The sequence below is a fragment of the Stenotrophomonas sp. 86156_Sma genome (genome assembly GCF_056481625.1).
The window spans coordinates 4,239,406-4,265,649 of the sequence record NZ_CM151157.1; the positions used below are offsets into that span (position 1 = coordinate 4,239,406).

At 67.6% G+C, this 26,244-nt stretch carries 24 protein-coding genes and 1 pseudogene; 12 read left to right on the forward strand and 13 right to left on the reverse strand.

All coding sequences use genetic code 11. The features are described 5' to 3' along the window. Window positions 1-172: 172 nt before the first annotated feature. Window positions 173-1,282: a ribosome small subunit-dependent GTPase A gene (gene rsgA / locus ACZK33_RS19610; RefSeq protein WP_032129866.1), complete on the reverse strand. Its 1,110-nt coding sequence runs from the start codon at window positions 1,280-1,282 to the stop codon at window positions 173-175. 114 nt (window positions 1,283-1,396) lie between these two features. On the opposite strand from rsgA, the gene ACZK33_RS19615 reads away from it, so the two are divergent. From ACZK33_RS19615 to ACZK33_RS19625, 3 genes are read left to right on the forward strand one after another with little or no spacing between them, the layout of a single operon-like run. Next, window positions 1,397-2,671: a pyridoxal phosphate-dependent aminotransferase gene (locus ACZK33_RS19615; protein ID WP_005414441.1), complete on the forward strand. Its 1,275-nt coding sequence runs from the start codon at window positions 1,397-1,399 to the stop codon at window positions 2,669-2,671. Between the two features lie 3 nt (window positions 2,672-2,674). After that, on the forward strand, window positions 2,675-3,292 hold the full coding sequence (locus tag ACZK33_RS19620) for an SGNH/GDSL hydrolase family protein (protein ID WP_423175640.1): 618 nt from the start codon (window positions 2,675-2,677) through the stop codon (window positions 3,290-3,292). A 4-nt stretch (window positions 3,293-3,296) separates the two neighbouring features. After that, the gene (locus ACZK33_RS19625; protein WP_049400245.1) at window positions 3,297-4,013 is read left to right on the forward strand and encodes a class I SAM-dependent methyltransferase; all 717 of its coding nucleotides are present in this window, start codon (window positions 3,297-3,299) and stop codon (window positions 4,011-4,013) included. A 68-nt stretch (window positions 4,014-4,081) separates the two neighbouring features. Here the strand turns inward: ACZK33_RS19625 and ACZK33_RS19630 are convergent, their stop codons facing one another. After that, entirely contained in the window at window positions 4,082-4,861 is a 780-nt protein-coding gene (locus ACZK33_RS19630; protein ID WP_423175641.1) for a polysaccharide deacetylase family protein, read from the reverse strand. A gap of 59 nt (window positions 4,862-4,920) precedes the next feature. On the opposite strand from ACZK33_RS19630, the gene grxD reads away from it, so the two are divergent. Then, window positions 4,921-5,847 (forward strand): Grx4 family monothiol glutaredoxin, encoded by a 927-nt coding sequence (grxD, locus tag ACZK33_RS19635; protein WP_005414445.1) that lies wholly within the window; start codon window positions 4,921-4,923, stop codon window positions 5,845-5,847. 77 nt (window positions 5,848-5,924) lie between these two features. On the opposite strand, the gene ACZK33_RS19640 is transcribed toward grxD, so the two are convergent. Both ACZK33_RS19640 and ACZK33_RS19645 read right to left on the reverse strand, forming a co-directional pair. Then, on the reverse strand, window positions 5,925-6,464 hold the full coding sequence (locus tag ACZK33_RS19640) for a DUF924 family protein (protein ID WP_006384394.1): 540 nt from the start codon (window positions 6,462-6,464) through the stop codon (window positions 5,925-5,927). Window positions 6,465-6,507: 43 nt separating this feature from the next. Next, complete coding sequence (locus ACZK33_RS19645) at window positions 6,508-7,284, reverse strand: AMP nucleosidase (RefSeq protein WP_005414446.1); 777 nt, start codon at window positions 7,282-7,284, stop codon at window positions 6,508-6,510. Window positions 7,285-7,436: 152 nt separating this feature from the next. On the opposite strand from ACZK33_RS19645, the gene ACZK33_RS19650 reads away from it, so the two are divergent. The 5 genes from ACZK33_RS19650 to ACZK33_RS19670 all read left to right on the forward strand — a co-directional run bounded on the left by ACZK33_RS19650 (window position 7,437) and on the right by ACZK33_RS19670 (window position 12,214). After that, on the forward strand, window positions 7,437-8,846 hold the full coding sequence (locus tag ACZK33_RS19650; RefSeq protein WP_423175644.1) for an amidohydrolase: 1,410 nt from the start codon (window positions 7,437-7,439) through the stop codon (window positions 8,844-8,846). Then, window positions 8,846-10,108: an amidohydrolase family protein gene (locus ACZK33_RS19655; protein WP_423175645.1), complete on the forward strand. Its 1,263-nt coding sequence runs from the start codon at window positions 8,846-8,848 to the stop codon at window positions 10,106-10,108. Before ACZK33_RS19650 ends, ACZK33_RS19655 begins: the two co-directional genes overlap by 1 nt. Window positions 10,109-10,128: 20 nt before the next feature. Continuing rightward, window positions 10,129-10,761 carry a 2-hydroxychromene-2-carboxylate isomerase gene (locus tag ACZK33_RS19660; RefSeq protein ID WP_049421816.1) on the forward strand — a complete coding sequence of 211 codons (633 nt, stop codon included), beginning with the start codon at window positions 10,129-10,131 and terminating at the stop codon, window positions 10,759-10,761. 95 nt (window positions 10,762-10,856) lie between these two features. Next, the gene (locus ACZK33_RS19665; protein ID WP_032129875.1) at window positions 10,857-11,798 is read left to right on the forward strand and encodes a DegV family protein; all 942 of its coding nucleotides are present in this window, start codon (window positions 10,857-10,859) and stop codon (window positions 11,796-11,798) included. A 77-nt stretch (window positions 11,799-11,875) separates the two neighbouring features. Further along, window positions 11,876-12,214 (forward strand): hypothetical protein, encoded by a 339-nt coding sequence (locus ACZK33_RS19670; RefSeq protein WP_032129876.1) that lies wholly within the window; start codon window positions 11,876-11,878, stop codon window positions 12,212-12,214. Between the two features lie 39 nt (window positions 12,215-12,253). On the opposite strand, the gene ACZK33_RS19675 is transcribed toward ACZK33_RS19670, so the two are convergent. The 4 genes from ACZK33_RS19675 to ACZK33_RS19690 form a co-directional block, all read right to left on the reverse strand. Continuing rightward, window positions 12,254-13,771 carry an efflux transporter outer membrane subunit gene (locus ACZK33_RS19675; RefSeq protein WP_478453770.1) on the reverse strand — a complete coding sequence of 506 codons (1,518 nt, stop codon included), beginning with the start codon at window positions 13,769-13,771 and terminating at the stop codon, window positions 12,254-12,256. Further along, complete coding sequence (locus tag ACZK33_RS19680) at window positions 13,768-14,850, reverse strand: HlyD family secretion protein (RefSeq protein ID WP_006384446.1); 1,083 nt, start codon at window positions 14,848-14,850, stop codon at window positions 13,768-13,770. Before ACZK33_RS19680 ends, ACZK33_RS19675 begins: the two co-directional genes overlap by 4 nt. Window positions 14,851-14,871: 21 nt before the next feature. Continuing rightward, window positions 14,872-16,401 carry an MFS transporter gene (locus ACZK33_RS19685; protein WP_032129878.1) on the reverse strand — a complete coding sequence of 510 codons (1,530 nt, stop codon included), beginning with the start codon at window positions 16,399-16,401 and terminating at the stop codon, window positions 14,872-14,874. A 153-nt stretch (window positions 16,402-16,554) separates the two neighbouring features. Further along, on the reverse strand, window positions 16,555-17,472 hold the full coding sequence (locus ACZK33_RS19690; protein ID WP_032129879.1) for a LysR family transcriptional regulator: 918 nt from the start codon (window positions 17,470-17,472) through the stop codon (window positions 16,555-16,557). 141 nt (window positions 17,473-17,613) lie between these two features. On the opposite strand from ACZK33_RS19690, the gene ACZK33_RS19695 reads away from it, so the two are divergent. Then, window positions 17,614-18,060 carry a universal stress protein gene (locus tag ACZK33_RS19695; protein WP_032129880.1) on the forward strand — a complete coding sequence of 149 codons (447 nt, stop codon included), beginning with the start codon at window positions 17,614-17,616 and terminating at the stop codon, window positions 18,058-18,060. Between the two features lie 5 nt (window positions 18,061-18,065). Beyond that, on the forward strand, window positions 18,066-18,536 hold the full coding sequence (locus ACZK33_RS19700) for a hypothetical protein (RefSeq protein ID WP_049400257.1): 471 nt from the start codon (window positions 18,066-18,068) through the stop codon (window positions 18,534-18,536). A 54-nt stretch (window positions 18,537-18,590) separates the two neighbouring features. Here ACZK33_RS19700 and ACZK33_RS19705 read toward each other — a convergent pair whose 3' ends face one another. The 5 genes and pseudogenes from ACZK33_RS19705 to frmR all read right to left on the reverse strand — a co-directional run bounded on the left by ACZK33_RS19705 (window position 18,591) and on the right by frmR (window position 22,912). Beyond that, on the reverse strand, window positions 18,591-20,036 hold the full coding sequence (locus tag ACZK33_RS19705) for a GGDEF domain-containing protein (protein ID WP_423162507.1): 1,446 nt from the start codon (window positions 20,034-20,036) through the stop codon (window positions 18,591-18,593). 185 nt (window positions 20,037-20,221) lie between these two features. Next, complete coding sequence (gene fghA, locus ACZK33_RS19710) at window positions 20,222-21,052, reverse strand: S-formylglutathione hydrolase (RefSeq protein ID WP_006384580.1); 831 nt, start codon at window positions 21,050-21,052, stop codon at window positions 20,222-20,224. Between the two features lie 63 nt (window positions 21,053-21,115). After that, window positions 21,116-21,452: pseudogene (locus ACZK33_RS19715) on the reverse strand (YqcC family protein). A gap of 8 nt (window positions 21,453-21,460) precedes the next feature. Next, window positions 21,461-22,570 (reverse strand): S-(hydroxymethyl)glutathione dehydrogenase/class III alcohol dehydrogenase, encoded by a 1,110-nt coding sequence (locus tag ACZK33_RS19720; protein WP_012512082.1) that lies wholly within the window; start codon window positions 22,568-22,570, stop codon window positions 21,461-21,463. Between the two features lie 66 nt (window positions 22,571-22,636). Then, window positions 22,637-22,912: a formaldehyde-responsive transcriptional repressor FrmR gene (gene frmR / locus ACZK33_RS19725; protein ID WP_005411009.1), complete on the reverse strand. Its 276-nt coding sequence runs from the start codon at window positions 22,910-22,912 to the stop codon at window positions 22,637-22,639. A 212-nt stretch (window positions 22,913-23,124) separates the two neighbouring features. Here frmR and ACZK33_RS19730 point away from each other — a divergent pair, with 212 nt between their 5' ends. Next, window positions 23,125-26,214 carry a TonB-dependent receptor domain-containing protein gene (locus ACZK33_RS19730; protein WP_423175555.1) on the forward strand — a complete coding sequence of 1,030 codons (3,090 nt, stop codon included), beginning with the start codon at window positions 23,125-23,127 and terminating at the stop codon, window positions 26,212-26,214. The last annotated feature ends 30 nt before the right edge of the window (window positions 26,215-26,244 follow it).

Consider the following 26,244-nt stretch of genomic DNA (forward strand, 5'->3'; position numbering starts at 1 on the left):
CCAACCTTGGTTGGCATCCGCCGAAGGCGGGCTTCGGATACATCCGTGCCAACCAAGGTTGGCACCTACCAGGAGCGGGCAGTTGGCATCCACCCGAAGCAGGCAGAGGCGGGTTTCATTGCAGGGGTCAGAGCCCATTGCGGTGCAATGGGATCCGACCCCGCGATACCGATCAACGCCTGCGCGGCTTGCCGGCCGGGCGGAACTGCTGGCCCTTGCCCTTCTTGCCACCGCGTTCCTGCGCGGTCTCAGCCTGGCGTACTGCCAGCTTGGCGGCAGCGGCGGCCACTTCTTCCTTCAGCTTGAAGTAGTTCAGCAGCCGGCTCTCTTCGATCTCGCCGGCCTCGATCGCTGCACGCACGGCACAGCCTGGTTCCTGCTGGTGCTTGCAGTCGTTGAAACGGCACTGTGCGGCCAGCGCTTCGATGTCGGCGAAGCCACCTTCGGACAGCGTTTCTTCGCCGGTCGGCTTCAGCTCGCGCATGCCCGGGGTGTCGATCAGGCAGGCGCCGGTCGGCAGCGGCATCAGCGCGCGGTGCGTGGTGGTGTGGCGTCCACGCGAATCGTTGGCGCGCACTGCGTTGGTCTTCATCCGCTGCTCGCCGAGCAGGGTGTTGGTCAGCGTGGACTTGCCGGCACCGGAGGAACCGACCAGCACCACCGTGCGGCCCGGGCCCAGCCACGGCTGCAGCACCGCCACGCTGTCGGCATCCAGGCCGTTGATCGCATGCAGCGCGATGCCCTGCATCTCCAGCTCTTCCAGCACCGCCAGCGCATCCTCGCTGTACTCGGTCTGGTCGGCCTTGGTCAGCACCACCACCGGTTCTGCACCGCCACCACCGACCAGCAGCAGGTAGCGTTCGATGCGGCGCGGATTGAAGTCGGCATCCAGGCCACAGACGATGAACACCGTATCGATGTTGGCGGCGATCACCTGCTGGTGGTAATGCTCGCCGGCCGCACCGCGCTTGATCGCGGTACGCCGCGGCAGCAGGGCGACGATGCGGATGCCATCGAGCAGCACCCAGTCACCCACCGCTGGCCGTTCATGGCTGGGGAAGCGCGGGCGCTGCCATTCCGGCAGCGACTCGGCCTTGATCGACGCATCCGGGCCATCGGCCACCACGTAGTGGGTGCGGTGCTGTTCGATCACCCGTGCCGGGCGGGCCTGCGGATGTGCGGCCATCGCGGCCTGCCAGTCGGCCTGCTGCGCCGGGCCCGGCCAGGGCCAGCCAATGGTCTGCAGGGCGATGAAATCGGGGGTCTGGGTCATCGCCGCCATTCTACCTGTGCCGGCGCCCTGCCAGCCCAGCAATGACGGGCCCGGAGCCCTTGCCATGCATTGCAGCAATTCCGGTAGGATGGAAGCCCCATGCCTTTTGACGGCCCAGCTCCCATGTCCACCAACTCGCCCAAGCCCCTGGCCATCCGCGAGCGCCTTTCCGAAGTGCGCTACGAAATCCGCGGAGAACTGGCGCGGCGAGCCCGGGAGCTGGAGGCGCAGGGCCGCAAGCTGATCAAGCTCAACATCGGCAATCCCGGCGCCTTCGGTTTCCGCGCGCCGGAGCACCTTCAGCGTGCGATCGCCGACGACATGGGCCGCACCGACCCCTACACGCACCAGCAGGGCCTGCCGGTCGCGCGTGAAGCCATCGCCAGCTACTACGCCCGCCGTGGCGCGCCCGATGCGCACCCGGACCGCGTCTTCCTCGGCAATGGCGTCAGCGAACTGATCGACCTGTCGCTGCGTGCGCTGCTCAATCCCGGCGACGAAGTGCTGGTGCCCTCGCCCGACTACCCGCTGTGGTCGGCCTCGACCATCCTCAACGATGGCCGCCCGGTGTACTACCGCTGCGCACCGGAGAACGGCTTCCAGCCGGACCCGAGCGAGATCGAGACGCTGGTGTCCTCGCGCACCCGCGCCATCGTGCTGATCAACCCGAACAACCCCAGCGGCGCCAGCTACCCACGCGAACTGCTGGAGCGCGTGGTGGAGATCGCGCGCCGCCACAACCTGCTGTTGCTGGTTGATGAGATCTACGACCAGATCCTGTACGACGACGCGGTGTTCCAGCCGGTCGCACCGCTGGCCGGTGATCATCCGTGCCTGACCTTCAGCGGCCTGAGCAAGGTGCACCGCGCCTGCGGCTGGCGCGTGGGCTGGGCCCACCTCAGCGGCGACGATGCCCGCCTGGGTGACTTCCGCGCGGCGCTGGACCTGCTCGGTGCGCTGCGCCTGTGCGCCAACGTGCCGGGCCAGTACGCCATCGAGGCCGCAGTGAACGGCCCGGACACCATTTCCGAGCTGTGCACGCCGGGCGGCCGCCTGTACGAAACCCGCCGTGCGGTGATCGAAGCCTGCGAAGCCAGTGAACACCTGTCGCTGGTCGCGCCGGCCGGCGCGCTGTACGCGTTCCCGGCCGTGGTCGGCGCCGCGGCGAAGGGCTTCGACGACCACAACTTCGCGCTGGACCTGATGAACAACGAGGGCGTGCTGGTGGTGCCTGGCTCGAGCTTCAACGTGCCCTACCGCCACCATTTCCGCGTGACCCTGATGCCGGAAGCCTCGGTGATGCGCGATGTGTTCGCGCGCATCGACCGCGTGCTGGCACGGCGTGCCGAGGACGCGACCAAGGTCGTGCCGCTGAAGCCGCGCCGTTCGGTGGCCTGACCTGTGACCCTGTCCTACCTGGCGCTGGGCGATTCGTACACCATCGGTGAAGCGGTTGCAGTCGAAGGCCGCTGGCCGCACCAGCTGGCTGCCGCGCTGCGTGCACAGGGCACTGAGCTGTCCGATCCGCAGACCATTGCGACTACCGGCTGGACCACCGACGAGCTCGATGCGGGCATCGATGCGGCCGCGCCGCAGGGGCCGTTCGATTTCGTCAGCCTGCTGATCGGCGTCAACAACCAGTACCGTGGACGTCCGCTGGACGAATACCGCAGCCAGTTCCAGGCGCTGCTGCAGCGGGCCATCGGTTTCGCTGGCGGTGATGCCGGCCGCGTGCTGGTGCTGTCCTTCCCCGATTGGGGTGCGACCCCGTTCGGCGCCGGCAGTGGCCGCGACCTGGCCGCCATCGAGATCGAGACCGACGAGTTCAACGCGGCTGCCGAGGTGATCAGCACCCAGCAGGGCGTGGCCTTCGTCGACATCACCGATATCAGCCGCGCGCTGGGCGAAGACCCCACGATGATTGCCGAGGACGGCCTGCATCCTTCAGCGCGGATGTATGCGCTGTGGAGCGCGCGCGCTCTGCCGGTGGCCGCGCATCTGCTTGGCGGCACGGACTGAGACAATGGACGGCACGCCACGGAACGGCCCGCCCCTGCCCTGCACGCCCCTGACCGCCCCGCAGGCCCGCTTGATCGCAGAAGCATTCCGGCCAGCGCAGGCCTGGGGCAGCCGCCGCGACTACTACTACACCCGCGGCAAGCTCGGCAGCGATCCGCTGTACGACGGCGTGCTGCAGCATCTGCCTGACGATGGGCAGCCGGTGCTGGACCTGGGCTGCGGGCTGGGCCTGTTCGCCCATGTGCTGCGCCAGCGCGGCGGTACCCAGCATTACCTGGGCGTGGACGTGGATGCCGGCAAGATCACCCGCGCGCAACGTGCTGCCGCCGACCTGCAGGACGTGCGCTTCGACTGCGTGGATGTGCAGGCGCCGCTGCCGGCGCAGGCCGGGCACGTCCTGCTGCTGGACGTGCTTCAGTATCTGGACGCGGGCCCACAGCAGGCCCTGCTGCGCGCGGCCAGCGCACAGGTGGCCCACGGCGGCTGCCTGTTGCTGCGTACACCGCTGGCCACCGGCGACGGCCGCGACCGCACCACACGGGTGGCCGACCGGCTGGCCTGGCTGATCGGCTGGATGGGCACACGACCGCGCCACTATCCCGATCCGCAGGTGCTGCAGGCGACATTGATCGAGGCCGGATTGCAGGTGACGTCGCCCCGGCCGCTGCACGGGCGTACCCCCTTCAACAGCTGGCTGCTGGTGGCGCACCGCATCCGGTAGCGCCGGGCCATGCCCGGCGGATTCCATCCATGCCGCTGCGCTCGCCGGGCGCGGCCCGGCGCTACCGGTTATCCGGCCGGCAGCTGCGCCTTCAGCCCGCGCTCGTCCAGCGCCTGCAGCACGCGCTCGATGATCACCAGGTTGTGCCCATGGGCGGCACCTTCGTGCAGCAGCACGATCGCGCCCGGGCACAGGTCTGGCAGCAGCCGTGCCAGCACGCCGTCCGGCGTGCAGCCGACGCCGTCGAAGCCGCGCGCACTCCAGCCCACCCGGACCAGCCCCAACCGCTGCAGCACCGGCGCCACGAACGGATTGGTCATGCCCACCACCGAGCGGTACCAGCGCACCGGCTGGCCGCTTACCGCCTGCAGGGCATGCTGGCAGCCCTCGATCTCGGCGCGCATCGCCGCCGGGCCCAGCCGCCAGAAGCGCGCCTGCGGATGGCTGTGGCTGTGATTGCCCAGGTCATGGCCACGGCGGAGGATCTCCTGCACCAGTTCCGGCTGTGCCAGCGCACGTTCCCCCACCAGGAAGAAGGTGGCGCGTGCCTGGTGGTGGTCCAGCAGGTCGAGCACGGCGCGGGTTTCCGGACCGGGGCCGTCATCGATGGTCAGCCATACCGTGTTGCCGGCCTCCGGCAGTCGGCTCAGCACCGGCGCATAGAAGCAGCTGTTGGGCAGGAACACCGGCACCATGAACAATGCGTGGCTGGCCACCATCAGCGGCAGACCCCACTGCCAGCCGTCCAGGGCCCAGACCAGGATCACGACCAGCTGCGACGCCACCAGCCAGGGCAGCCAGCGCCAGGGGCGGGCCGGGATGCGATGCAATGTTCCTGCGTTGCTCATCCCCCATGATGCCATGAGGGTTAGAATTGATGATTCGAATTCCCGGAAACCCGACGTCCATGTCCCTCGATCCCGCCCTGCGTTCGCGCATCGAATCCATCCTCAACGCCAACCGCGTCGTGCTGTTCATGAAGGGCCAGCCGTCGATGCCGCAGTGCGGTTTCTCGGCCAAGGCCGTGGGCGCCCTGCAGGACCTCGGCGTCGAGTTCGCCCACGTCAACGTGCTGGCCGACCAGGAAATCCGTGAAGGCATCAAGGCCTACGGCGACTGGCCGACCATCCCGCAGCTGTACATCGACGGCGAACTGGTCGGTGGCAGCGACATCGTGCTGCAGATGGCCGCCAGCGGCGAGCTGAGCAGCGTGCTGGGCCTGGCCGCACCGGACCGCACCCCGCCGAGCATCACCGTCACCCCGGCCGCCGTGGAAATGCTCAAGGGCGCGCTGGCCGATGCCCCGGGCGCTGCCCTGCAGCTGAGCATCGACGCCGGCTTCCAGCCGAATTTCCAGCTGGCCCCGCACGACGAAGGCGCGATCGCTGCCGAGTCCAACGGCCTGCGCGTGCAGTTCGACCTGGCCAGCGCGCGTCGCGCCAACGGCATCACCATCGACTGGGTGGACGACATCCGCGGCAAGGGCCTGGCGATCGACAACCCGAACGCGCCCAAGCCGGTGCAGGAAATCAGCGTGCGCGACGCCGATGACCTGGTGCGTGCCGGCAACATCACCCTGGTGGACGTGCGCCCGGCCGACGAGCGCGAGATCGCCGCCGTGGGCGTGCCGTTCAAGAGCTTCGACGGCAACGGCCGTGCGCAGCTGGAGGCCCTGCCGAAGGACACCGCACTGGCCTTCATGTGCCACCACGGCGGCCGCAGCGCACAGGCTGCCGAGCAGTTCCGTGCACTGGGCTTCACCAAGGTGTTCAACGTCACCGGCGGCATCAACGCCTGGTCGGAAGAGGTGGACAACGGCGTGCCGAAGTACTGATCGGCACTGAAAAAGGGGACGGAGGGGATTAAGTCGTTTGTGCCATAAACGACTTAATCCCCTCCGTCCCCTTTTTCTTAGCCGGCGAACCCGCCTTCGGCCAGGTAATCCAGTTCTTCCGGCGTGGGGATGCGGCCCAGCACGGCGTTGCGATGCGGGAAGCGCCCGAAACGGCGGATGATGTCGCGGTGCAGTTCAGCGTACTGCAGGTATTCCTTGTCACCCAGCACGTCGAACATCGCCACCGAGCGGTCCTGGTCCAGCGGATCCTCGGAGTGCTCGAACGGCAGGTAGATGAAGGCGCGCAGCTTCGGCACCAGCTGCAGGTCCAGGCCCTCCTCGATGGCACGCATGGCGTAATGCCGGGCCAGGCCATCGGTGGCGTAGGAATGGGCAGTGCCCCGGAAGCAGTTGCGCGGGAACTGGTCCAGCAGCAGCATCAGGGCCAGCGCCCCTTCGGCACTGCCCAGCCAATGCTCGCGCCCGCGCGAAGCGGCGGCGAAATGCTCATCCAGAAACAACTGGCGGAACTGCGCGTCGAACGCGTCGTCGCGGGCGAACCACTTCGCAGGGCCCGCCTCCTTCCAGAATTCCACCACTTGCGCGGCAACGTCCATCACCTACTCCCCAGGGCCGGCGCGCCGCGCCAGGCCATCATCATCATTCGTCGAAGCGCAGGTGGCGGACCGACTTGCCGTTGCGCCGGATAAGCTTAAGCGCCTCGATACCGATCTGGATATGGTTTTCCACGAACTGGGAGCTGACCTTGGCATCGGAGGCTTCGGTCTTGACCCCATCGGGGATCATCGGCTGGTCCGACACCAGCAGCAGCGCACCGCTGGGGATGTGGTTGGCGAAGCCGGCGGCGAACACGGTGGCGGTTTCCATGTCGATGGCCATGCAGCGCATCGCCCGCAGCCGCTCCTTGAAGGCCTCGTCGTGCTCCCAGACCCGGCGGTTGGTGGTGTAGACGGTGCCGGTCCAGTAATCGTGGCCGAGGTCGCGGATCATGGTCGAAACCGCACGCTGCAGCGCGAAGGCCGGCAGCGCCGGTACTTCCGGCGGCAGGTAGTCGCCCGAGGTACCCTCGCCACGGATCGCAGCGATCGGCAGCACCAGGTCGCCCAGCTGGTTCTTGCGCTTGAGACCACCGCACTTGCCCAGGAACAGCACCGCCTTGGGCATCACCGCCGACAGAAGGTCCATGATGATCGCGGCATTGGGACTGCCCATGCCGAAGTTGATCATGGTGATGCCATCGATGGTGGCACTGGCCATCGGCCGGTCCAGGCCGATGACCGGCGCGCCGGTCAGCTCGGAGAACGTATGCAGGTAGCCGCCGAAGTTGGTCAGCAGAATGTGCTGGCCGAACTGGTCCAGCGGTACGCCGGTATAGCGCGGCAGCCAGTTGTCGACGATTTCCTGCTTGCTCTTCATGGGCAGTCCGGTACGGCGGGGGACCGGGTATTTTCAGCCACCCGGCCGGTGCCGTCGAGCCACCGTCGACAGGCCTGTGAAGAAGGTCACTTGGCAAGCCCGCCGCCACCGGGCTAGCGTCGGCGGTTGGACCAGGTTGCAAGGGGAACTGCATGGCATCGACGTTGTTGCGCGCCGGGGTGGCCCTGGCGCTGCTTTCATTGAGTACGGCTCCGGCGGTGGGCGCCTCGCGCTTTGTCGCCGATCCCTACCCCAGCACCTACCAGGCCCATCCCGATGCGCCGGTACTGATCCACAACGCCACCGTGCTGACCGGTACCGGCCAGCGCCTGGACAACGCCGATGTGCTGCTGCGCGACGGCCGCATCGTTGCCGTCGGCCGCCAGCTGCAGGCCGATGCCGGCGTCACCCGCATTGATGCACAGGGCAAGTGGGTCACTCCGGGCCTGATCGACGTGCATTCGCACATGGGCGTGTATCCCAGCCCCGGCGTCGGTGCGCACAGCGACGGCAACGAGATGACCGCACCGGTCACCGCCAACGTCTGGGCCGAACATTCGGTGTGGCCGCAGGACCCGGGCTTCGCCACCGCGCTGGCCGGCGGCGTGACCAGCATGCAGGTGCTGCCGGGCTCGGCCAACCTTGTCGGTGGCCGCGGCGTGACGCTGAAGAACGTCCCGGCCATCACCTACCAGGCGATGAAGTTCCCCGGTGCGCCGTGGGGCCTGAAAATGGCCTGCGGCGAGAACCCCAAGCGGGTCTATGGCGAGGGCAAGGGCGTGACCCCGGCCACGCGCATGGGCAACGTGGCCGGCTATCGTGCCGCCTTCATCGATGCCACCGACTACATCGCCAAGAACAAACCGAAGCCGGCCAAGCGCAAGGGTTGGTTCGGCAGCGACAAGGGCGACAGCGCCGGTGATGCCGGCGGCAAGCGCGATCTCAAGCTGGACACGCTGGCCGGTGCGATCGAAGGCGACATCCGCGTGCACATCCACTGCTACCGCGCCGACGAAATGGCCACCATGCTCGATCTGGCCAAGGAATTCGGTTTCAAGGTCGCTGCGTTCCACCACGGCGTGGAGGCCTACAAGCTGGCCGACCGGCTGGCCGCCGACGGCGTCTGCGGTGCGCTGTGGGCCGACTGGTGGGGCTTCAAGATGGAAGCCTTCGACGGCATCCCGGAGAACATCGCGCTGGTCGACCGGCCGAAGAACAGCTGCGCCATCGTCCACTCCGATTCACCCGAGGGCATCCAGCGCCTGAACCAGGAAGCGGCCAAGGTGATGGCGTCCGCGCGCCGCGCGCGCATGCCGGAGATCACGCCCGAACATGCCATCACCTGGATGACCGCCAACGCCGCCAAGGCACTGGGCATTGAAGGCCAGACCGGCACCCTGGAGGCCGGCAAGATGGCCGATGTGGTGGTCTGGAACGGCAATCCCTTCAGCTCGTACGCGCTGGCCGAGCAGGTCTTCATTGATGGCCGCAGGTTGTACGACCGCAGTGCACCGGCAGCGACGCCGCGTTCCGATTTCCAGCTTGGCCAGGAGGTGCGCTGATGGGCGTGTTGAACAAGCGTCGCCGGGCATGGCCCGGCGCTACCGTGGTGGCGTTGCTGTTGCTGGCAACCACGGCATCGGCGCAGGACCTGCTGGTGCGCAACGCAACGGTGCACACCGCCAGCGCACGTGGCAGCCTGCAGAACGCGGACGTGCTGGTGCAGGGCGGCATCATCCGTGCGGTGGGCAACGGCCTGTCGGCGCCGGCAGGCGCCAGCGTGGTCGAGGCCAATGGCCGTCCCCTGACACCGGCACTGTTTGGTGGCATCACCGAAACCGGTATCGAAGAAGTGTCGGGTGAATCGAGCACGGTGGACAGTTCGCTGAAGCTCGGTGAGCAGCCACTGCGCCCGGAGTTCGACGTCACCCTCGCCTACAACCCGGCCTCAGTGCTGATTCCGGTAACGCGCCTGGAAGGCATCGGCTTCACTGCGCTGGGCGCGGCCACCGGCGGTGGCTTCGTGGCCGGCCAGGGCGGCGTGATGCGGCTCGATGGCAGCGCCGATCCGATCGGCCCGCGTGCCCTGTTCCTGCGCATCGGCGCGGCCGCCTCCGAACTGACCGGGCATTCGCGCGCCGCGCAATGGATGCTGTTGCAGCAGATGATCGACGAAGCACGCGGACAGGTGGCTGCGGACTCGCCGCACGCGCTGCTGACGCCAGCCGGACGCCGCACACTCGGTCGCTACCTGGCCGGCCAGGGCCGCATCGTGGTGGAGGTGGATCGCGCCGCCGATATCCGCCAGCTGCTGCGCTGGGCCACCCGCGAAAAGGTGAAGATCGCCATCGCCGGTGCCAGCGAGGCCTGGCAGGTGGCCCCGGAACTGGCCGCTGCGCACGTGCCGGTGTTCGTTGACGTGCTGGCCAACCTGCCGGCCAGCTTCGACCAGATCGGCGCCACCCTGGAAAACGCCGCGCGCCTGCAGCGTTCCGGCGTGGCGGTTTCCTTCGTGCAGCGCGGCGACGCCACCCACAACGCGCGCAAGATGCGCCAGCTGGCCGGCAACGCGGTGGCCAACGGCCTGCCGTGGGCCGATGGCCTGGCCGGGCTGACCCGGGTGCCTGCACAGGCGTTCGGGGTGGCCGACCAGATCGGCAGCATCGAGCCCGGCAAGCGCGCCGACCTGGTGCTGTGGGAGGGCGATCCGCTGGACGTGGCGCACTATGCCGAGCAGGTCTGGCTGGGCGGCCGTGCGATGCCGATGCGCTCGCGCCAGACCGAACTGCGTGACCGCTACCTGCAGCGCAACGCGCAGCCCTGACCGCACACGAGGACACACCGATGGCGACACTGCGCTGGTACTTCGACCTCATCTCGCCCTACTCCTACCTGCACTGGCAGAAGCTGAAGCAGCTGCCGCAGTTCGCGCAGATCCAGACCGTGCCGATCGCCTTCGGTGCGGTGCTGCATCACCTGGGCAACCTCGGGCCGGCCGAGATTCCGGCCAAGCGCCGCTTCATCTACCGCCAGCTGTTGTGGACCGCGCAGGCCGAGGGCACACCGCTGCGATTCCCGCCCGGCCATCCGTTCAACCCGCTCCCCGCCCTGCGCCTGTGCCTGGCCGCGGGTGCCAGCGTGCAGGCGGTGGACGTCCTGTTCGACTGGATCTGGCGCGACGGCAACGCGGCCGACAGCCCTGACGCCCTGCGCGAACCGGCCGCACAGCTGGGTATTGACGATGTCGCCAGCGCCATCGCCGACCCGGCGGTGAAGGAGCAGCTGCGCCGTAACACCGAGGCCGCAATTGGCGCCGGGGTGTTCGGTGTGCCGACCCTGGCTATCGATGAGGAGCTGTTCTGGGGCAACGACGCGCACCCGCTGATGGCGGCGGTGCTGGCCGATCCGGGCCTGCTGCGGCAGCCCGAATGGCTGCGCCTGGCCACCCTGCCGGTGGCGGTGCAGCGCAGTCGCTGAACAGGGCGTGGCGCGTTTCCCTCGCGCGCCTGGCTGGGATTTGAGATAGATTTCACGTTTCCGAACCTACAACCGCCCTGGAGGGGGAGCCGCGGATGCGCATCGGAATCGTCGTCGACTCGGCCTGCGACCTGCCGCCGGACTTCATCGCCACCCACAACATCGTGCTGCTGCCGATCACCGTACGCATCGGCGAAGCGGTGCTGGCCGATCATCGCGATGAACAGGCCACACTGAGCTTCCTGCACGCGCACGTGGCCGAACACGGTGCTGAAGCGGAAACCATCCCCTTCAGCGTCAACCAGATCCGCGACCTGTTCCTGCAGCAGTTGGTGATCGATTACGACCACGTGTTCTGCATGACCATCACCAAGACCCGCAGCCCGATCCATGACAACGCGCTGCAGGCCAGCTTCGCCATCCTCAACGACTACAAGCCGGTTCGGCAGGCGGCGGGCTACAACTCGCCATTCGCGCTGCGCGTGCTCGACACCCAGAACCTGTTCGCCGCGCAGGCGGTGACCGCAGTGGAAGCGGTGCGCCTACGCGACAGCAACGCCAGCGTGCAGCAGATCCGCGAGCGGCTGGAGGAGCTGGCCAGCAACGTGCACGGCTACATGGTCACCCGTGACCTGTACTACATGCGCGCGCGTGCGCGGCACAAGGGCGACCGCAGTGTCGGCCTGCTCAGCGCCGCACTGGGCAGTGCGCTGGACATCAAGCCGGTGCTGCACGGTTACCGCGGCGAGACCGGACCGGTGGCCAAGATCAAGGGCTTCGACAACGCCGTGCAGAAGTTGTTCGCGGTAGTTGGCCAGCGCGTACGCGCCGGGCTGATGACACCGACGGTGTGCGTCAGCTACGGCGGTGAGCTGGAAGAGCTGCGCACCCTGCCCGGCTATGCACAGCTGAAAGAGGTCTGCGCCACCCATGGCGTGACCGTGTACGAATCGGTGATGAGCCTGACCGGCATGGTCAACGTCGGCAAGGGCGCGGTCACCGTGGGCTTCGCCGATGGGCCGCATCGGTTCGAGTGAGGCCCCGACGCGGCGCGGATCTGCACATCGATTCCACCGCGGTTGTGCCAGTCTTCCCGCACTTCAAGGAGAACTCCATGCCTGCGCAGTACCACATCAGCCTGCCCGACCCGTCCAAGGCCCGCGGCAATGACCCTGACCTGTCCTTCCATTCGCAGGGCGCCGCCGGTTTCGCCGAAGAGCTGCAGGATGCGCTGCGCAATGGCAGCCTGTTCGAGCGCTGGAAGGCCAAGCAGCCTGACCCGGACGCGGTGGAACCGCAGTGGGGCGTGACCGACCCGGATGCCACCGTGACCGGCGAGCAGAAGGACCTGCGCATCAACCTGGTGGCCACCACCCGCATCGACAGTGACGTGTTCAAGCAGCGCCTGCGCCTGCTGGCCGGCCACCATTGGGAACTGCGCGACGTACGTTGAGGCCCCGCTCTGGTAGATGCCAACCTTGGTTGGCGCCTCCTAAAAGAGCGGCCAACCAAGGTTGGCAACTACCGGGGCACACGGTAGTGCCGGCCGCTGGCCGGCAACCGCAACATCCATGGAAGTGCCGGCCAGCGGCCGGCACTTCCAGCCGCCGCCCAGCGCGCGGTACAGCTCCACCCGCGCGATCGCGGCCGTGGCCTGGCTGTTGGCCAGCGCGGCCTGGTTGTCCAGCGCGATGCGCTGGGTGGTCAGCACATCCAGCATGTCGACCACGCCAGCCTGGTACTGCCGGCGCGCCGCGCCCAGTGCGCTCTCGCTCTCGTCCACCGCCACATGCAGCTGCACCGTGCGCTGCTGCTCGGCGGCATAGCCATCGATGGCGTCGTCCACTTCATGCCAGGCCTGCAGCACGGTACGGCGGAACTGCAGCGCCGACTGTTGCTGCTGCAGCCTGCTCAGCGCAAGGTTGGCCTTCAGCCGCCCGCCCTGGAAGATCGGTACGCTGATGGACGGCCCGATGCTGAAGCGGTGCGCGTTCCAGCCATCCAGATCATCCAGCTGCTTGGCCTGGAACCCAGCGTCGCCATTCAAGGTGATGCGCGGCAGGAAACTGGCCTTGGCCACGCCGATGCCGGCCGTTGCCGCATGCAGTGCCGCTTCGGCACGACGGATGTCCGGGCGACGCTCGGCCAGTTCGCTGGGCACCCCCACCGCTACGGCCGGCAACGCCGGCCAGTCACGGCGTGCATCCTGCAGCTGCGCGTCCAGCGCCTGCGGCGGCTGCGCCAGCAGGAACGCCAGCGCATTGCGCAGCTGCGATTCACGATGCCGCAGCGGCGCGATGCGGGCCTGCAGCGATGCCACCTGCGCGGACGCGCTGGACACCTGCAGCGTGCTGGCCACGCCCTGTTGCTGGCGTGCCTCGGTCAGGCGCTTCATGTCGAGGGCGATGCTGAGGTTGTCCTCGGTGATCGCCAGCAGCTGCCGCGTCGCGCGCAGCTGCAGGTAATCACGCGCGGTTTCCGCCAGCAGCGCGATGCGCACCGCGTGTGCATCCTCCTCGGCGATCTGCACGCGTGCGTCGGCCGCTTCCACCTGGCGGCGCACACGCCCCCACAGGTCCAGTTCCCAGCTCAGGCCGATGCCGGCCTGGAACAGCCCGTAGTCATCACGGCCGCCGTTGCCGGACGGATCATTCAGGCCCACCTCGCTGTTGCGTGCACGCACGCCACTGGCGCTCGCGCTGACGCTGGGCAGGCGATCGGCGGCGGTGATGCCACGCGCGGCGCGGCTCTGCTGCACGCGGTTGGCGGCCAGCTGCAGGTCCAGGTTGGCCGCCAGCACCTGGCCGGCAAGCTGCCCCAGCAGTGGATCGTCGAAGCCGGCCCACCAGGCCGCGTCCTGGTCGATGGCATTGCCGGCGACGGCCTCACTCTGCCAGTGGCTGGGCAGTTCCGCCTGCGGGCGTACGAAGTCCGGACCCATCGTGCAGGCAGCCAGGGCCGTGCACAGGCTGGCCGCAACGAAGGTGCGGAACACGGTGACTGCGCTCATGCACCCTCCCCGCTCTTGTGGCCGGGACTGTGCTGCACGCTCTGCGCGCGGGCGCGGCTGCCCAGGTCAACACTGGCTTCCACCGACATGCCGGCACGCAGCTGGTCCAGCAGTGGCTGGCCGGGTTCCAGCACGATCTTGACCGGAATGCGCTGCACCACCTTGGTGAAGTTGCCGGTGGCGTTTTCCGGTGCGACGGCGGCGAAGGTGACGCCGGTAGCCGGTGCGATGCTGTCGATGTGCCCGCGCAGCGGCTTGCCCGGGAACACGTCCACCTTCAGCTCGACCTGTTGGCCGGCCTGCATGCGGGTCATCTGCGTTTCCTGGAAGTTGGCGACCACGAAGGCGCGCTTCAGCGGTACCACCGCAGCCACCGGCGTACCCGGGGTCAGGTAGGCGCCCACGCGTACCGCACGGCGGCCGACCATGCCGTCGATCGGCGCGCGCAGCACGGTGTGCGACAGGTCCAGTTCGGCACGCGCCTGCGCCGCTTCTGCACGCTGTACCGCCGCCTGCGCGGCCTGCACGCCAGCGCTGAGGATGTCGGTGCGCTGGCGTGCGGTCGACAGCGCGGCCTGGCCCTGCTGCAGATGCGCACTGGCCACGGCCTGCTTCGACTGCGCCTGCTGTGCGTTCTGCACGGTGCCGGCGCCATCACGGGCCAGTTCGCGGTAACGCTGCTGGTCGGCGCTGGCCAGGGTCAGTTCGGAACGGCTGACATCGACGCTGGCCCTGGCCTGTTCGATCAGCGAGTCCTGCTGGGCCAGTGCGGCCTGCGCGTTGGCCAGCTGTGCACGGGCGTTGGCGAGGTCGGCACGGGCCGCCTGCAGGGCCACCTGGTAGTCGCGGTCGTCGATGCGGGCAAGCACGTCGCCCGCCTTCACCGACTGGTTGTCCTCTACTTCCACGGCACTGACGAAGCCGGGAATCTTCGGCGCAACCAGCGTGTAGTCGGCAACGACATAGGCATTGTTGGTGGTCTGGTGACCGCCGTCGCGCAGCAGCAGCCAGGCACCGATGGCCAGGGCCAGCACGCCCAGGCCCAGGCCGGTATTGAGAGTGGTTCGATTGATGGTCATGAGGGGGTTCCTGCGAAAGGTTCAGGCCACGGCACGTGGCGGATGGATGCGGGTGGGCATCCAGGCAATGAGGGGAATGAAGGCCAGCGCCACCAGCGCGACCACCCAGTACAGGTCGGCCGAGGTCAGCGCCTGCACCTGCGCATGCAGGCGCGCGCCCAGCTGCGGGCCCTCGGCCAGCCACGGCTGCTCGCCAAGGCGGTCGACCAGCACGGTGGAATGGAAATGACGGCGGCCCTGGGCGACGGCATCCAGCACGCCGCTGGCGAGCACGGCAGCAAAGCCCTTGACCGTGTTGAACCACGCCGAGGCGAACGGACCGTCCTGCGGTGCCAGCCCGCCAGTGGCCAGCATCAGCAGCGGCAACACCGCCATCGGCTGGGCGAATACCTGCAGCAGCTGTACCCACAGGAAGTTGTCGCGGATCCAGGCCACATCCAGGTGCGAGCCCAGCCAGCAGGCCAGCGCCAGCATCGCCAGGCCGGTGGCCTGCACCCAGCGGCAATCCACTGCGCGGATGTTCAACAACGCCGCCACCAACGGCAGTGCGATCACCTGTGGCAGCGCCACCCACAGCAGCATCGGTGCGGTCTGCAATGGCCGGTAGCCCTGCACGCTGGCCAGGAATCCGGAGGGAATCGAGATCACCGCCAGCAGCACGAACAGCACGCCGCCCAGCGTCACCAGCGAGTAGCTGAGGTTGCGGTTGGCCAGCAGCTGCAGCTTGAAGAACGGCAGCGGGTGGAACCATTCATTGATCATGAACAGCACCATCAGGCCGGCGCCGCCACCGATCATCAGGGTGATCATCGGCGAGTCGAACCAGTTCAGGCGCGGGCCCTGCACCAGGCCCAGCACCAGCAGCACCAGCGCCGGCAGGCCCAGCGCCAGGCCCACGCCATCGAACTGGGCAAAACGCTCCAGCCGCAGCGGGTCCTGCGGCAGGCCCCAGCTGACCATCGCCATGGCAGCCAGGCAGTACGGCACGATCTGCCAGAACGCCCAGTGCCAGCCCACCTGCTCGACCCAGAACGCGGCCAGCGGCGTGCCCATGCTCGGGCCGAAGGTAGCGGTCAACGCGTAGCCCGCCAGGCCATACAGCTTGATGCCCGGCGGCAGGAAGCGCAGTGCCACGCTCATCAGCAGCGGCGGCAGCGCACCACCACACAGCCCCTGCAGCGCGCGCAGCAGCAGGAACACCTGCAGGTTCGGCGCAAGCGGGCAGAGCACGCCCAGCACCATGAAGCCACCGATCATCGCCAGCGCGAAGCGGCGCAGCGAGAAGGTGGCGGCACACCACGGGGCGAAGGCCATCGCGCTGACCGACATCGCGCTGTAGAGGGCGACGATCCAGCTGCCGTCATCGACGCTGAAACCCATCGCACCACGGATGTCGGCCAGGGCGACCTTGGTGATGTTCTCGTTGAAGCCCGACACCAGCACCGCCAGCAGCACGCCACACAGGCCGACCAGAACGCGGCGGTCGAGCCCGGGGGCGGCGGCAGGACGGGGCGCAGCAGCGGCCGGGACAGCGGCGGCCGGCGTACTCATCGCCGGGCACCGATCCGTGCAGTGCACGGCATGTTGGGGGTCATTGGAATGCGCTCAGTGAAACTCCGGGGAGCGCAGTCTAGGGAGCTGGTACCCTGCGAAAAATGGCGCAGCCCGCATCCCAGGCGTGCGTCAAGCGCACGCATGAAAGTGTCAGCGCGGAGCCTCCCCTGCGCTTTCGCACATGGTCTTGATCGAGCGCCGCAGCCACTGGTGCGCAGCATCGTTGTCCAGCCGCGGGTGCCAGGCCTGCACGATGGCGGCGGTGCGCACCGGGATCGGCAGCGGGAACAGGCGCAGCGGCAGGCGCATGCTGACGATCCGCTCCAGCATCACGCTCGGCATCTGCGGCAGGATCAGGTCCGACTCGGCGGCAGCGAAGATCGCGCCGTGGAAGGTCGGGCTGATCAGCGCCACCCGCCGCTGCAGGCCCAGCGTGGCCAGGTCGTCATCGATCGGGCCACGCGGCAGCCCCCGCCGCGACACCGCGATGTGGTCGCAGGCAGCAAAACGCTCGGCGCTGATCTCCTCATCGAACAACGGATGATCTTCGCGCGCGGCGCCCATGAACGAGGTACTGAACAGGTTCTGCACCTTGGTATCGGGTGCATGCTTGCCGGCGGTGCTGATGTACAGGTCGATCCGGCCCTGCGCCATCGCGTCGTCGTCGGTATCGCCCTCGGGCACGAAGCGCAGTACCGCGCGCGGCGCCTGCTGGCGGAACAGTTCACGCAGGCGTCCGCCGAATCCACCGATGAAGACATCATTGGCGCGGACATTGAAGGTGCGCTCCAGGGTGCGCAGGTCGATCTCGCGACCGGCGTTGAACACACGGTGGGCCTGCTCGATCACATCGCGGACCTGCTCACGCAGCTGCAGCGCGCGGGGCGTGGGGGCCAGACCGCGGCCGGCACGCACCAGCACCGGGTCGCCCAGCGCGGTGCGGATCCGGCCGAGGGTACGGCTCATCGCCGGCGCGCTCAGGTTCATCCGCCGCGCGGCGGCGGCCACGCTGCATTCGTCAATCAGCACGTCCAGTGCCAGCAACAGGTTCAGGTCCGGCAGGGGCATGACAGTCTCCAGTAAATCAGATGACTCTACGACACTTGTAACCACAGCGGATTGCGTTTTACGCATTCATTGACTGCCGCGCACGGCATGGGTGCGCGCAGTGACATCGGCGACCATCCCCGGCCTGCCAAGGAGACATCCATGTTCAATACCCTGCTGGTCGCCCTGGACGGTGGCCCCCAGCACGCACGCGTGCTGGACCTGGCCGCAGCCATCGCCGGCCCCCACAGCCGCCTGCACCTGCTGTGCGTGCTCGACCCCGAATTCGCGCTGGCGGCCGATGCCAGCGAAGCCGACCGCATCGAGTACCCGGAAGCCGCCCGCCAGCGCTCGCGGGCCGAAGCGGTGCTGGCCGAAGCCCTGGCCGAGCTGCGCGAGCGCGGCGTCGACGCCATCGCGCAGATTCCCTCGGGTGACCCGGGCGAAGTGATCAGCGAGCAGGCCCGGCGCCTGAAGTGCGACCTGATCGTCATCGGCCATCGCCACCTGTCCCGCCTGGAACGCCTGTTCGAACCCTCGATCGGGCAATGGACCATCGACCACGCGCCCTGTCCCGTGCTGGTGGAAACCCGCGACCCACAACCCTAGCAACCATGGCCTCCCGTTCCCCGTTGTTTCCCACCCGCGTCAACTACCGCGCCTTCGGCCGCCAGTTCGGCCGCGGCGAACAGGCACTGCTGGCGGCGATACGCCAGCTGCACGATCCTGATCAACAGGCCGATGGACTCGCCCAGCTGAGCAGCCTCGGTATTGATCCCGAAGGCTGCGACGCGTTCGTCGGCCTGCTGCCGCTGCTGGCCACGCCCACCGCCCCGATCGACCTGCTGCCCGCTGGCTCACCGTTCATCGCGGCCAGCGAACTGGACCTGCTGGTCTGCCTGCTGCGCATCGCCCAGTGGCGGCATGCACGCCCGCGCGAAGATGACACGCTGGCACCGTTGCGCCAGCAGCTGGCGCGCTGTGCGATGGCCGTGCAGGCGGCAAACCTGCCGTTGCGCCAGCGCTCGTTGTCACCGGTCGGGCTGAGGCTGCTCGATCCCACTGGCTGGTTGCGGCAGCGCTGACCCGGCCGCGCCGCCCGTGCGTAATCACGCACGGGGACCGGGCACCCGGCGCGCTCAGCAATCCATCCTGCCGTGCGCACTGCCTTCGTCGTCGAGCACGTGCGCATGCAGGATCACCTGGTTGCGACCGGCACGCTTGGCGGCGTACAGGCCGGCATCGGCATCCGCCAGCAACTGATCCGCGCTGGCCAGAGCCGGCGGGTGCAGGTAGCCCACGCCGATGCTGATACTGACCGACCCTTCCGGCAGTGGCAGCGCCGCCACCGCCTCACGCAGGCGCTCGGCCAGCGCCAGCACGCCCGACAGCGGGCTTCCGGGCACGATCACCGCAAATTCCTCGCCGCCGTAACGGGCAACACTGTCACCGGCACGGCCGGCACTGATCTTCAGGACCGTGGCCACGGCCTGCAGGCAGCGGTCCCCGGCCGGATGTCCGTGGCGGTCGTTGAAGACCTTGAAATGGTCGATGTCCAGCAACAGCAGCCCCAGCTCGCTGCCGCTGCGCCGCGCACGGTTCCATTCCGCCAGCAGCAGTGCATCGAACTCGCGCCGGTTGGCCACACCGGTCAGGCCATCCTGCCGAGCGAGCTGGTCCAGCGATGCCTGCCGTTCCATCAAGTCCACCTGCAGCAGGATGCTGCGCACGCCGAAGCCCAGCGTTGCCACCACGAAGCCAGTGACCGCCAGCGGCCGCGCATGGTCGACCACCAGGGTACCGACCACCAGCAGCAGCAATGGCAGGATCATCGGCCCCGCCGCCTGCACCGTTCTGCCCAGCCTCGGGTGCATCACGAACGTCGGCGCGGGCGCCTGGCTCATCGCCAGCAACGCCAGCAGCAGGAACGGCAGGTCGATCAGCAGATCGTTGTAGGCACCGAAGGACTGTTCCGAGGTGTAGTGGTTGATGTAGTACGCCACCATCAGGTAGCCCACCGCGTAGATCGCCAGCGCGCGGAAGAAGTTGCGCCGCTCCGGAACGTCGCCCACCAGCCAGCGCACCACCGCGAACCCGGCAATGCACAGATTCTGGATATCGAACATGCGCTGCATGTTGGACAACGCGTGGTCGTCGATGTCGACGCGCGCGGCGAACGACTGCGCATGCACGAAGAACAGCACGCCCAGCAATGCCGCCATCGCCGCGTCGATCAGGCTGATGCTCAGCCGCTCGCGGCGTGCACGGGCCAGGATGAACACCAGCGGCACGCCGTACAGTACATACAGGAACAGGCTGGCCTGCGGCGTGACATCGGCACGGCCGGCACCGAGCGCATCGATCATGTTGACGGCCATGCCACCCGCCCAGAGCAGCAGCGCCAGGGCGGTGGCGCGCCAACCGAGCGCAGCACGGTCGCGGCGCGCCCGCCGCAAGCAGGCCGCCGCCGCCAGCAACGGGGCGCCCGTGAGGAACACGAAGGAACCCGCACCGGCCGGACCCGGCCACAGGGCCACGACCAGGCCGTGGCACAGCACATACAGCAGCGCCAGCACTACCGGCATGCATCCCCCGATCCGCAAGGCCGTATGGACGCACGATAGCCCCGCCCGCGCCACGGCCACGTGATCCAATACGGCAATACGACACGTCGCGTGCCCCCCATGGGAGTGCCGGCCGCTGGCCGGCAATCCCGGGGAATCACAGGGCTGCAGGTTGCCGGCCAGCGGCCGGCACTACCGGAAAGCCGTCAGCCGTGCAGGGCGCGGGCGTGGTGGGCGATGTGCTCGCCGATGAAACTGGCGATGAAGTAGTAGCTGTGGTCGTAGCCCGGCTGCAGGCGCAGGGTCAGCGGATGGCCGGCGGCATCACAGGCCTGCTGCAGGCGCTGCGGTTGCAGCTGGGTCTGCAGGAATTCATCCGCCTCGCCCTGGTCGACCAGCAACGGCAGGCGCTCAGTGGCCACCGCGACCAGTTCGCTGGCATCCCACTGCGCCCAGTCCGCCGGGTTGTCGCCCAGGTAGGCGTGGAAGGCCTTCTGCCCCCACGGCACGTGGCTGGGCGCAACGATCGGCGAGAACGCCGACACGCTGCGGTAGCGCCCCGGGTTGCGCAGCGCGATCACCAGCGCACCGTGACCGCCCATCGAGTGGCCGCTGATGCCGCGCGCATCGGTGACCGGGAAATTCGCCTCGATCAGTGCCGGCAGTTCCTGCGCCACGTAGTCGTGCATGCGGTAGTGCTTCGCCCACGGTGCACGGGTGGCATTGAGGTAGAACCCCGCCCCCTTGCCCAGGTCATAGCCCTCGGCATCGGCCACGTCATCGCCGCGTGGGCTGGTATCGGGCGCGACGATGATCACGCCATGCTCGGCCGCGTAGCGCTGCGCGCCCGCCTTGGTGATGACGTTCTGCTCGGTGCAGGTCAGCCCGCTCAGCCAGTACAGCACCGGCAGTTTCTGCGTTTCCGCCTGCGGCGGCAGGTACACGGCGAACTGCATGTCGCAGCCCAGCGTGGTGGAATGATGCCGGTAGACGTCCTGCCAGCCGCCGAAACAGGCGCGGTGTTCAATACGTTCCATGGTGCTCTCCTGCGCGGCGCGTCAGCGCACGCGTGCTTCTGGTAGATGCCGACCTTGGTCGGCTTATCCACGCGCGGCGTGGATGCCTTTGTTGATCCGTTCATCCAGCTGCGCCAGCAGGCGCAGCAACGATTCGACGCCAGGCCGCCACGGCCACATCGCTGCGCGGCGGCCACTGACCGGCCGCGCGCGCTTCATGAAGGCGCGGCAGGAATACCTGCGCAAGCCACTGCTCGAACGGCATGCCATCGTCGCTGCCGAAGGCCGAGGTCACCGCACGCGGTGGCCCCACCTCCCCCACTACCCAACCCAGCGCACGCAACGCCTGCTCGATCGGATCCACCAGGGCCGCGCGCGGGTCTTCCGCACGCGGCCGGCGCAGGGCATCCAGCCAGCCCATGACGCGGCTCAGTAGTGGACCACCGACCGGATCGACTTGCCTTCGTGCATCAGGTCGAAGGCTTCGTTGATCTTGTCCAGGTCCATGGTGTGGGTGACGAACGGTGCCAGTTCGATATCGCCCTTCATCGCGTCCTCCACCATGCCCGGCAACTGGCTGCGGCCCTTCACGCCGCCGAAGGCAGTGCCCATCCACTTGCGCCCGGTCACCAGCTGGAACGGACGGGTGGAGATCTCCTGGCCCGAACCGGCCACGCCGATCACCACGCTCTGGCCCCAGCCACGGTGCGCGCATTCCAGCGCCGCGCGCATCACGTTGACGTTGCCGATGCACTCGAAGCTGTGGTCCACGCCCCAGGTGGTCATCTCGACGATGACCTGCTGGATCGGCTTGTCGTAGTCCTTCGGGTTGATGCAGTCGGTGGCGCCGAATTCGCGCGCCAGTTCGAACTTGGACGGGTTGGTGTCCACCGCGATGATGCGGCCGGCCTTGGCCTGGCGCGCACCCTGGATCACCGCCAGGCCGATGCCACCCAGGCCGAACACCGCCACGCTGTCGCCCTCCTGCACCTTGGCGGTGTTGTGCACCGCGCCGATGCCGGTGGTGACGCCACAACCGAGCAGGCAGACGTGCTCCGGGTTCGCGTCCGGATTGATCTTCGCCAGCGAGACTTCGGCCACCACGGTGTACTCGCTGAAGGTCGAGCAACCCATGTAGTGGTACAGCGGCTCGCCGTTGTAGCTGAAGCGGCTGGTGCCGTCGGGCATCACGCCCTTGCCCTGGGTGGCACGCACCGACACGCACAGGTTGGTCTTGCCGCTCTTGCAGAACAGGCACTCGCCACACTCGGCGGTGTACAGCGGAATCACGTGGTCGCCGGGCTTGACGCTGGTCACGCCCTCACCGACCTCCACCACGATGCCGGCGCCTTCATGGCCCAGCACCACCGGGAACAGGCCTTCCGGATCATCGCCGGACAGGGTGAAGGCATCGGTGTGGCAGACACCGGTGTGGGTGATCTTGACCAGCACCTCACCCTTCTTCGGCGGGGCGACGTCGATCTCGACGATCTGCAGCGGCTGGCCGGGACCAAAGGCGACGGCGGCACGGGACTTCATGGTGGCTTCTCCAGGATCAGGCGGAAAGGGAATGGCAGGACGATCGGCGCGATATGGCGCCGATGCTTATTTCAGGTACGAGCGGATCAACGCGCTCATGTCGCGCACGCGTTCGGCGCGTTGTTCGTCTGAGGCCGCGGGTTGCCCGAACTCCTCGCGCAGATGGGCCTCCATCACCTCGGACATCAGGCCATTGACCGCGCCACGGATGGCGGCGATCTGCTGCAGCACCGGCCCGCAGTCGGCACCGGCTTCCAGCGCGCGGTCCAGCGCATCGCACTGGCCGCGGATGCGGCGCACGCGGGCCAGGACCTTCTTCTTCTCTTCGGGGGAGTGCGGCATGGCGGGGCCACCTCGAAACTATACTGGGGGATAGTATACACACAGGGGCGAGTGAAGCCAGCTGGTGCCGCCGAGGCAGGCTCCAGAGACAGATCAGCCCAGAATATGAATGAATAATAAATAGATTCATTTGTTACTTTTTCATGACGTAGGGTGTCGCATTCGCCCCTGCGTTTACCCCTGAGTCACATTGGCGTGACCAGGGAGAAATCATGTACCGACCGTTGTTCGCCCGCAGTCGCTTGTCTGTCGCGCTGGGTTCGGCATTGGTGCTGGTGGCCGCCGCACCGGCCATGGCGCAGCAGGCCGCCACGCAGGAACAGAAGGCCGAGCCCGCCAGCAGCAAGGCCCCCGTGCAGCTGGACCGGATGACCGTCACCGGCTCGCGCATCTACCGCGCCGGTTTCGACACGCTCGAGCCCGCCGCGGTGGTCAGCCGTGAATCGATCGAGAACTATGGCGACACCAACCTCATCGATGCCCTGACCCGGATTCCCGGGGTCAGTGCCGGCGTCAGTTCGCGCGGCGACCAGGCCGGCTTCGGTGCAGGCGTCAACTTCGCCAGCAAGTTCGGGCTGGGCAGCAATCGCCTGCTGACCCTGGTCAATGGACGCCGCTTCGTCACCTCTACACCGCCCACCATCTTCGGAGCCGGCGGCGGCTCGGGCATCCAGGTCGACATGAACGCCATTCCCAGCGTCATGGTGCAACGCATTGAAAGCCTGAGCGTTGGCGGTGCCCCCACCTATGGCTCGGATGCGATCTCCGGCGTCAACAACATCATCCTGCGCGACCGGTTCGAGGGTGCCGAAGTCGAACTGGGCTACGGCAGGACCAGCAAGAACGACAACGAGCGCTACTCCTGGTCGGCCATCTTCGGTACCGACTTCGCTGATGGGCGTGGCCACATCGTGGTGGCGGCGGAACTGGACAATGCCGATGGGGTGAACGCGCTGCAACGCGATTTCTACCGCCAGGGCTACAGCCTGCAGGCCAATCCCACAGCGGCCAATGCCACTGCCCAGCCCCTGCGCCGGCCAACCAATGATGGCCGCATCGACGGCAGCATTCCGTTCAACACCGGGCCCCGCGATGGTATCCCCGACCAGGTCTGGATCCGCAACCGGCGCATTGCCAGCATGACCTTCGGTGGCCTGGTGATGCCGGCGACCGGCAGCTACACGCGCAACGGCCTGGGCGACATCCTTGGCTTCGGCCCGAACAAAGACAAACTGTGGCAGTTCAACAACGAGGGCAAGCTGGTCGAGTTCAATCCCGGCACCAGCTACGCGGGCGGCAACGCCTCCGGCGGTGACGGCCTGAACCTGTTCGAGACGGTGCCGCTGATCGCCGACCTCGAACGACGCTCGGTATTCTCCACCGGCAGCTTCGACTTCACCGACAACGTGCGTGGCTTCTTCGAACTTTCGCGATACGAAGCGACCGCCCGCGAAACCCTCGACCAGAACGTCTACAACGCGGTGTCCTTCGGCAATGCGCGCCTGGACGGCGGCGGTACCGCCAGCGGTGCACTGACCTTCAGCGCCAGCAATCCGTTCCTCAGTGCGGAAACCCGCAAGATCCTCGCCGACAACGGCATCACCTCGTTCCGCCTGTCGCGATCTTCGCGCGACCTGTCGATGAACAACGCCAGCACCGAGACCCGCCTGACCCGTGCGGTGCTCGGCCTGAACGGCTTCTTCGAGGTCGGAAAGCGCAGCTTCAACTGGGAAGCCAGCGTCACCCACGGCCGTGGTGACTTCGACTACCTCGGCACTGGCCTGATCCAGCAGAACTTCATCAATGCGATCAACGTCACCACCGACGCTAGCGGCCGCATCATCTGTGATGCCACCCGCCCGGGCACCACGGCCGATGCGAACTGCCGCCCGCTGAATCTGTTCGGCGAGAACCAGGCGTCGCGCGAAGCCCTGGACTATGTCTCCACCCGGACCGTGGCCAAGGCGCAGACCCGCCAGACCGTCATCAATGCGTCGGTATCCGGCGGCCTGTTCGATCTTCCCGGCGGCGAGCTGTCCGCAGCGGCCGGCTTCGAACACCGCCGCGAAGAAGGCTCCTTCACCCCCAGCGAGTACCAGCGCCTGGGCCAGGGCCGCTCAGTGCCGACCCAGGCGGCGGAAGGCAAGTACCACACCAATGAAGTGTTCGCCGAAGTGCTGGCACCGCTGTTCAATCCCGACTGGGATATCCCGGGCCTGCATCGCCTGGACCTGACCGCCAAGTTCCGCCGCGTCGACAACTCCGTCGCCGGCGCGTTCAATGCGTTCACCTACGGCATCCAGTACGAACCGATCGCCGGCCTGCAGCTGCGCGGCAACAAGACCCAGTCACTGCGCGCGCCCTCCATCGCCGAGCTCTACACCACCCAGCAGCCGGCCTACTACAACATCCCGGAAGTGTGCTCGCTGGACAACATCAGCGGCGGCTCAAATCCGGCGGTGCGTCGCCGCAACTGCCAGGCGTTCTTCGCCGCCTACCCGGGTGCCGATCCGAACACTTTCCGCCAGCAGCCGACCAATACGCTGGGTTCGACCAACGGCAGCACCCGCCTGCAGAACGAAACGGCGAAGTCGTGGACGGCCGGCATCGTGTTCGCCCCAGAATGGATCCCGGGCCTGCGCGTCGCTGCCGACTGGTATGACATCAAGATCAACAACGTGATCACGTCGCTGAGCGCCAACGACATCATCACCGGTTGCTTCGACACTGCCGACTTCAACGCCGCCAACGTGCCCAACGCCAACCGCTTCTGCAGCCTGGTGACGCGTGATCCGAACACCGGCGTGGCTACCAGCATCAAGACCGAGTATGGCAACGGCCCGGTGCTGATGTTCCGTGGCTGGACCGCCGAAGTCGGCTACCGTTGGGACCTGTCGCGCTTCGGCGTACTGGACCTGGACTTCTACGGCTACATGCCGAAGAACCGTGGCCAGGCCGCGAACCGGGACGTGCCGTTCGTCGAACAGGCGGGCAGCTTCAACGAGCCCAAGCGCCAGTTCCGTTGGACGGCCCAGCATCGCATCGGCAACTGGAACTACGGCGTGGCCTCCAACTACACCAGCCGCGCCCAGTACACGATGACCGATACCCCGGAAAGCCGTCAGTACTTCTACCGCGACAGCTGGACCACCTGGGACGCCAACGTCACCTACCGCATCACCGACGCCGCGCGCGTGACGTTGTCGGTGATCAACGTAGGCGACGACATCGGGCCGTTCCCGTATGTACTGGATGCACTGGGCCGTCGCTACATGGCCAGCCTGCGCTACAACTTCAAGTAGGCCTGGCGCAGCGTTTCCACAGGCGGGGCC

What these genes read in the sequence shown, in the direction of transcription:
- ACZK33_RS19675 (WP_478453770.1), bottom strand. Translation starts at nt 13,771, where the DNA reads ATGAGCGCAGTCACCGTGTTCCGCACCTTCGTTGCGGCCAGCCTGTGC.
- ACZK33_RS19670 (WP_032129876.1), top strand. Translation starts at nt 11,876, where the DNA reads ATGCCTGCGCAGTACCACATCAGCCTGCCCGACCCGTCCAAGGCCCGC.
- ACZK33_RS19700 (WP_049400257.1), top strand. Translation starts at nt 18,066, where the DNA reads ATGGCCTCCCGTTCCCCGTTGTTTCCCACCCGCGTCAACTACCGCGCC.
- ACZK33_RS19615 (WP_005414441.1), top strand. Translation starts at nt 1,397, where the DNA reads ATGTCCACCAACTCGCCCAAGCCCCTGGCCATCCGCGAGCGCCTTTCC.
- rsgA (WP_032129866.1), bottom strand. Translation starts at nt 1,282, where the DNA reads ATGGCGGCGATGACCCAGACCCCCGATTTCATCGCCCTGCAGACCATT.
- ACZK33_RS19640 (WP_006384394.1), bottom strand. Translation starts at nt 6,464, where the DNA reads ATGGACGTTGCCGCGCAAGTGGTGGAATTCTGGAAGGAGGCGGGCCCT.
- fghA (WP_006384580.1), bottom strand. Translation starts at nt 21,052, where the DNA reads ATGGAACGTATTGAACACCGCGCCTGTTTCGGCGGCTGGCAGGACGTC.
- ACZK33_RS19625 (WP_049400245.1), top strand. Translation starts at nt 3,297, where the DNA reads ATGGACGGCACGCCACGGAACGGCCCGCCCCTGCCCTGCACGCCCCTG.
- ACZK33_RS19680 (WP_006384446.1), bottom strand. Translation starts at nt 14,850, where the DNA reads ATGACCATCAATCGAACCACTCTCAATACCGGCCTGGGCCTGGGCGTG.
- ACZK33_RS19650 (WP_423175644.1), top strand. Translation starts at nt 7,437, where the DNA reads ATGGCATCGACGTTGTTGCGCGCCGGGGTGGCCCTGGCGCTGCTTTCA.
- ACZK33_RS19690 (WP_032129879.1), bottom strand. Translation starts at nt 17,472, where the DNA reads ATGCCCCTGCCGGACCTGAACCTGTTGCTGGCACTGGACGTGCTGATT.
- ACZK33_RS19695 (WP_032129880.1), top strand. Translation starts at nt 17,614, where the DNA reads ATGTTCAATACCCTGCTGGTCGCCCTGGACGGTGGCCCCCAGCACGCA.
- ACZK33_RS19630 (WP_423175641.1), bottom strand. Translation starts at nt 4,861, where the DNA reads ATGAGCAACGCAGGAACATTGCATCGCATCCCGGCCCGCCCCTGGCGC.
- frmR (WP_005411009.1), bottom strand. Translation starts at nt 22,912, where the DNA reads ATGCCGCACTCCCCCGAAGAGAAGAAGAAGGTCCTGGCCCGCGTGCGC.
- ACZK33_RS19660 (WP_049421816.1), top strand. Translation starts at nt 10,129, where the DNA reads ATGGCGACACTGCGCTGGTACTTCGACCTCATCTCGCCCTACTCCTAC.
- ACZK33_RS19665 (WP_032129875.1), top strand. Translation starts at nt 10,857, where the DNA reads ATGCGCATCGGAATCGTCGTCGACTCGGCCTGCGACCTGCCGCCGGAC.
- ACZK33_RS19645 (WP_005414446.1), bottom strand. Translation starts at nt 7,284, where the DNA reads ATGAAGAGCAAGCAGGAAATCGTCGACAACTGGCTGCCGCGCTATACC.
- ACZK33_RS19685 (WP_032129878.1), bottom strand. Translation starts at nt 16,401, where the DNA reads ATGAGTACGCCGGCCGCCGCTGTCCCGGCCGCTGCTGCGCCCCGTCCT.
- ACZK33_RS19655 (WP_423175645.1), top strand. Translation starts at nt 8,846, where the DNA reads ATGGGCGTGTTGAACAAGCGTCGCCGGGCATGGCCCGGCGCTACCGTG.
- ACZK33_RS19730 (WP_423175555.1), top strand. Translation starts at nt 23,125, where the DNA reads ATGTACCGACCGTTGTTCGCCCGCAGTCGCTTGTCTGTCGCGCTGGGT.
- ACZK33_RS19705 (WP_423162507.1), bottom strand. Translation starts at nt 20,036, where the DNA reads ATGCCGGTAGTGCTGGCGCTGCTGTATGTGCTGTGCCACGGCCTGGTC.
- ACZK33_RS19720 (WP_012512082.1), bottom strand. Translation starts at nt 22,570, where the DNA reads ATGAAGTCCCGTGCCGCCGTCGCCTTTGGTCCCGGCCAGCCGCTGCAG.
- grxD (WP_005414445.1), top strand. Translation starts at nt 4,921, where the DNA reads ATGTCCCTCGATCCCGCCCTGCGTTCGCGCATCGAATCCATCCTCAAC.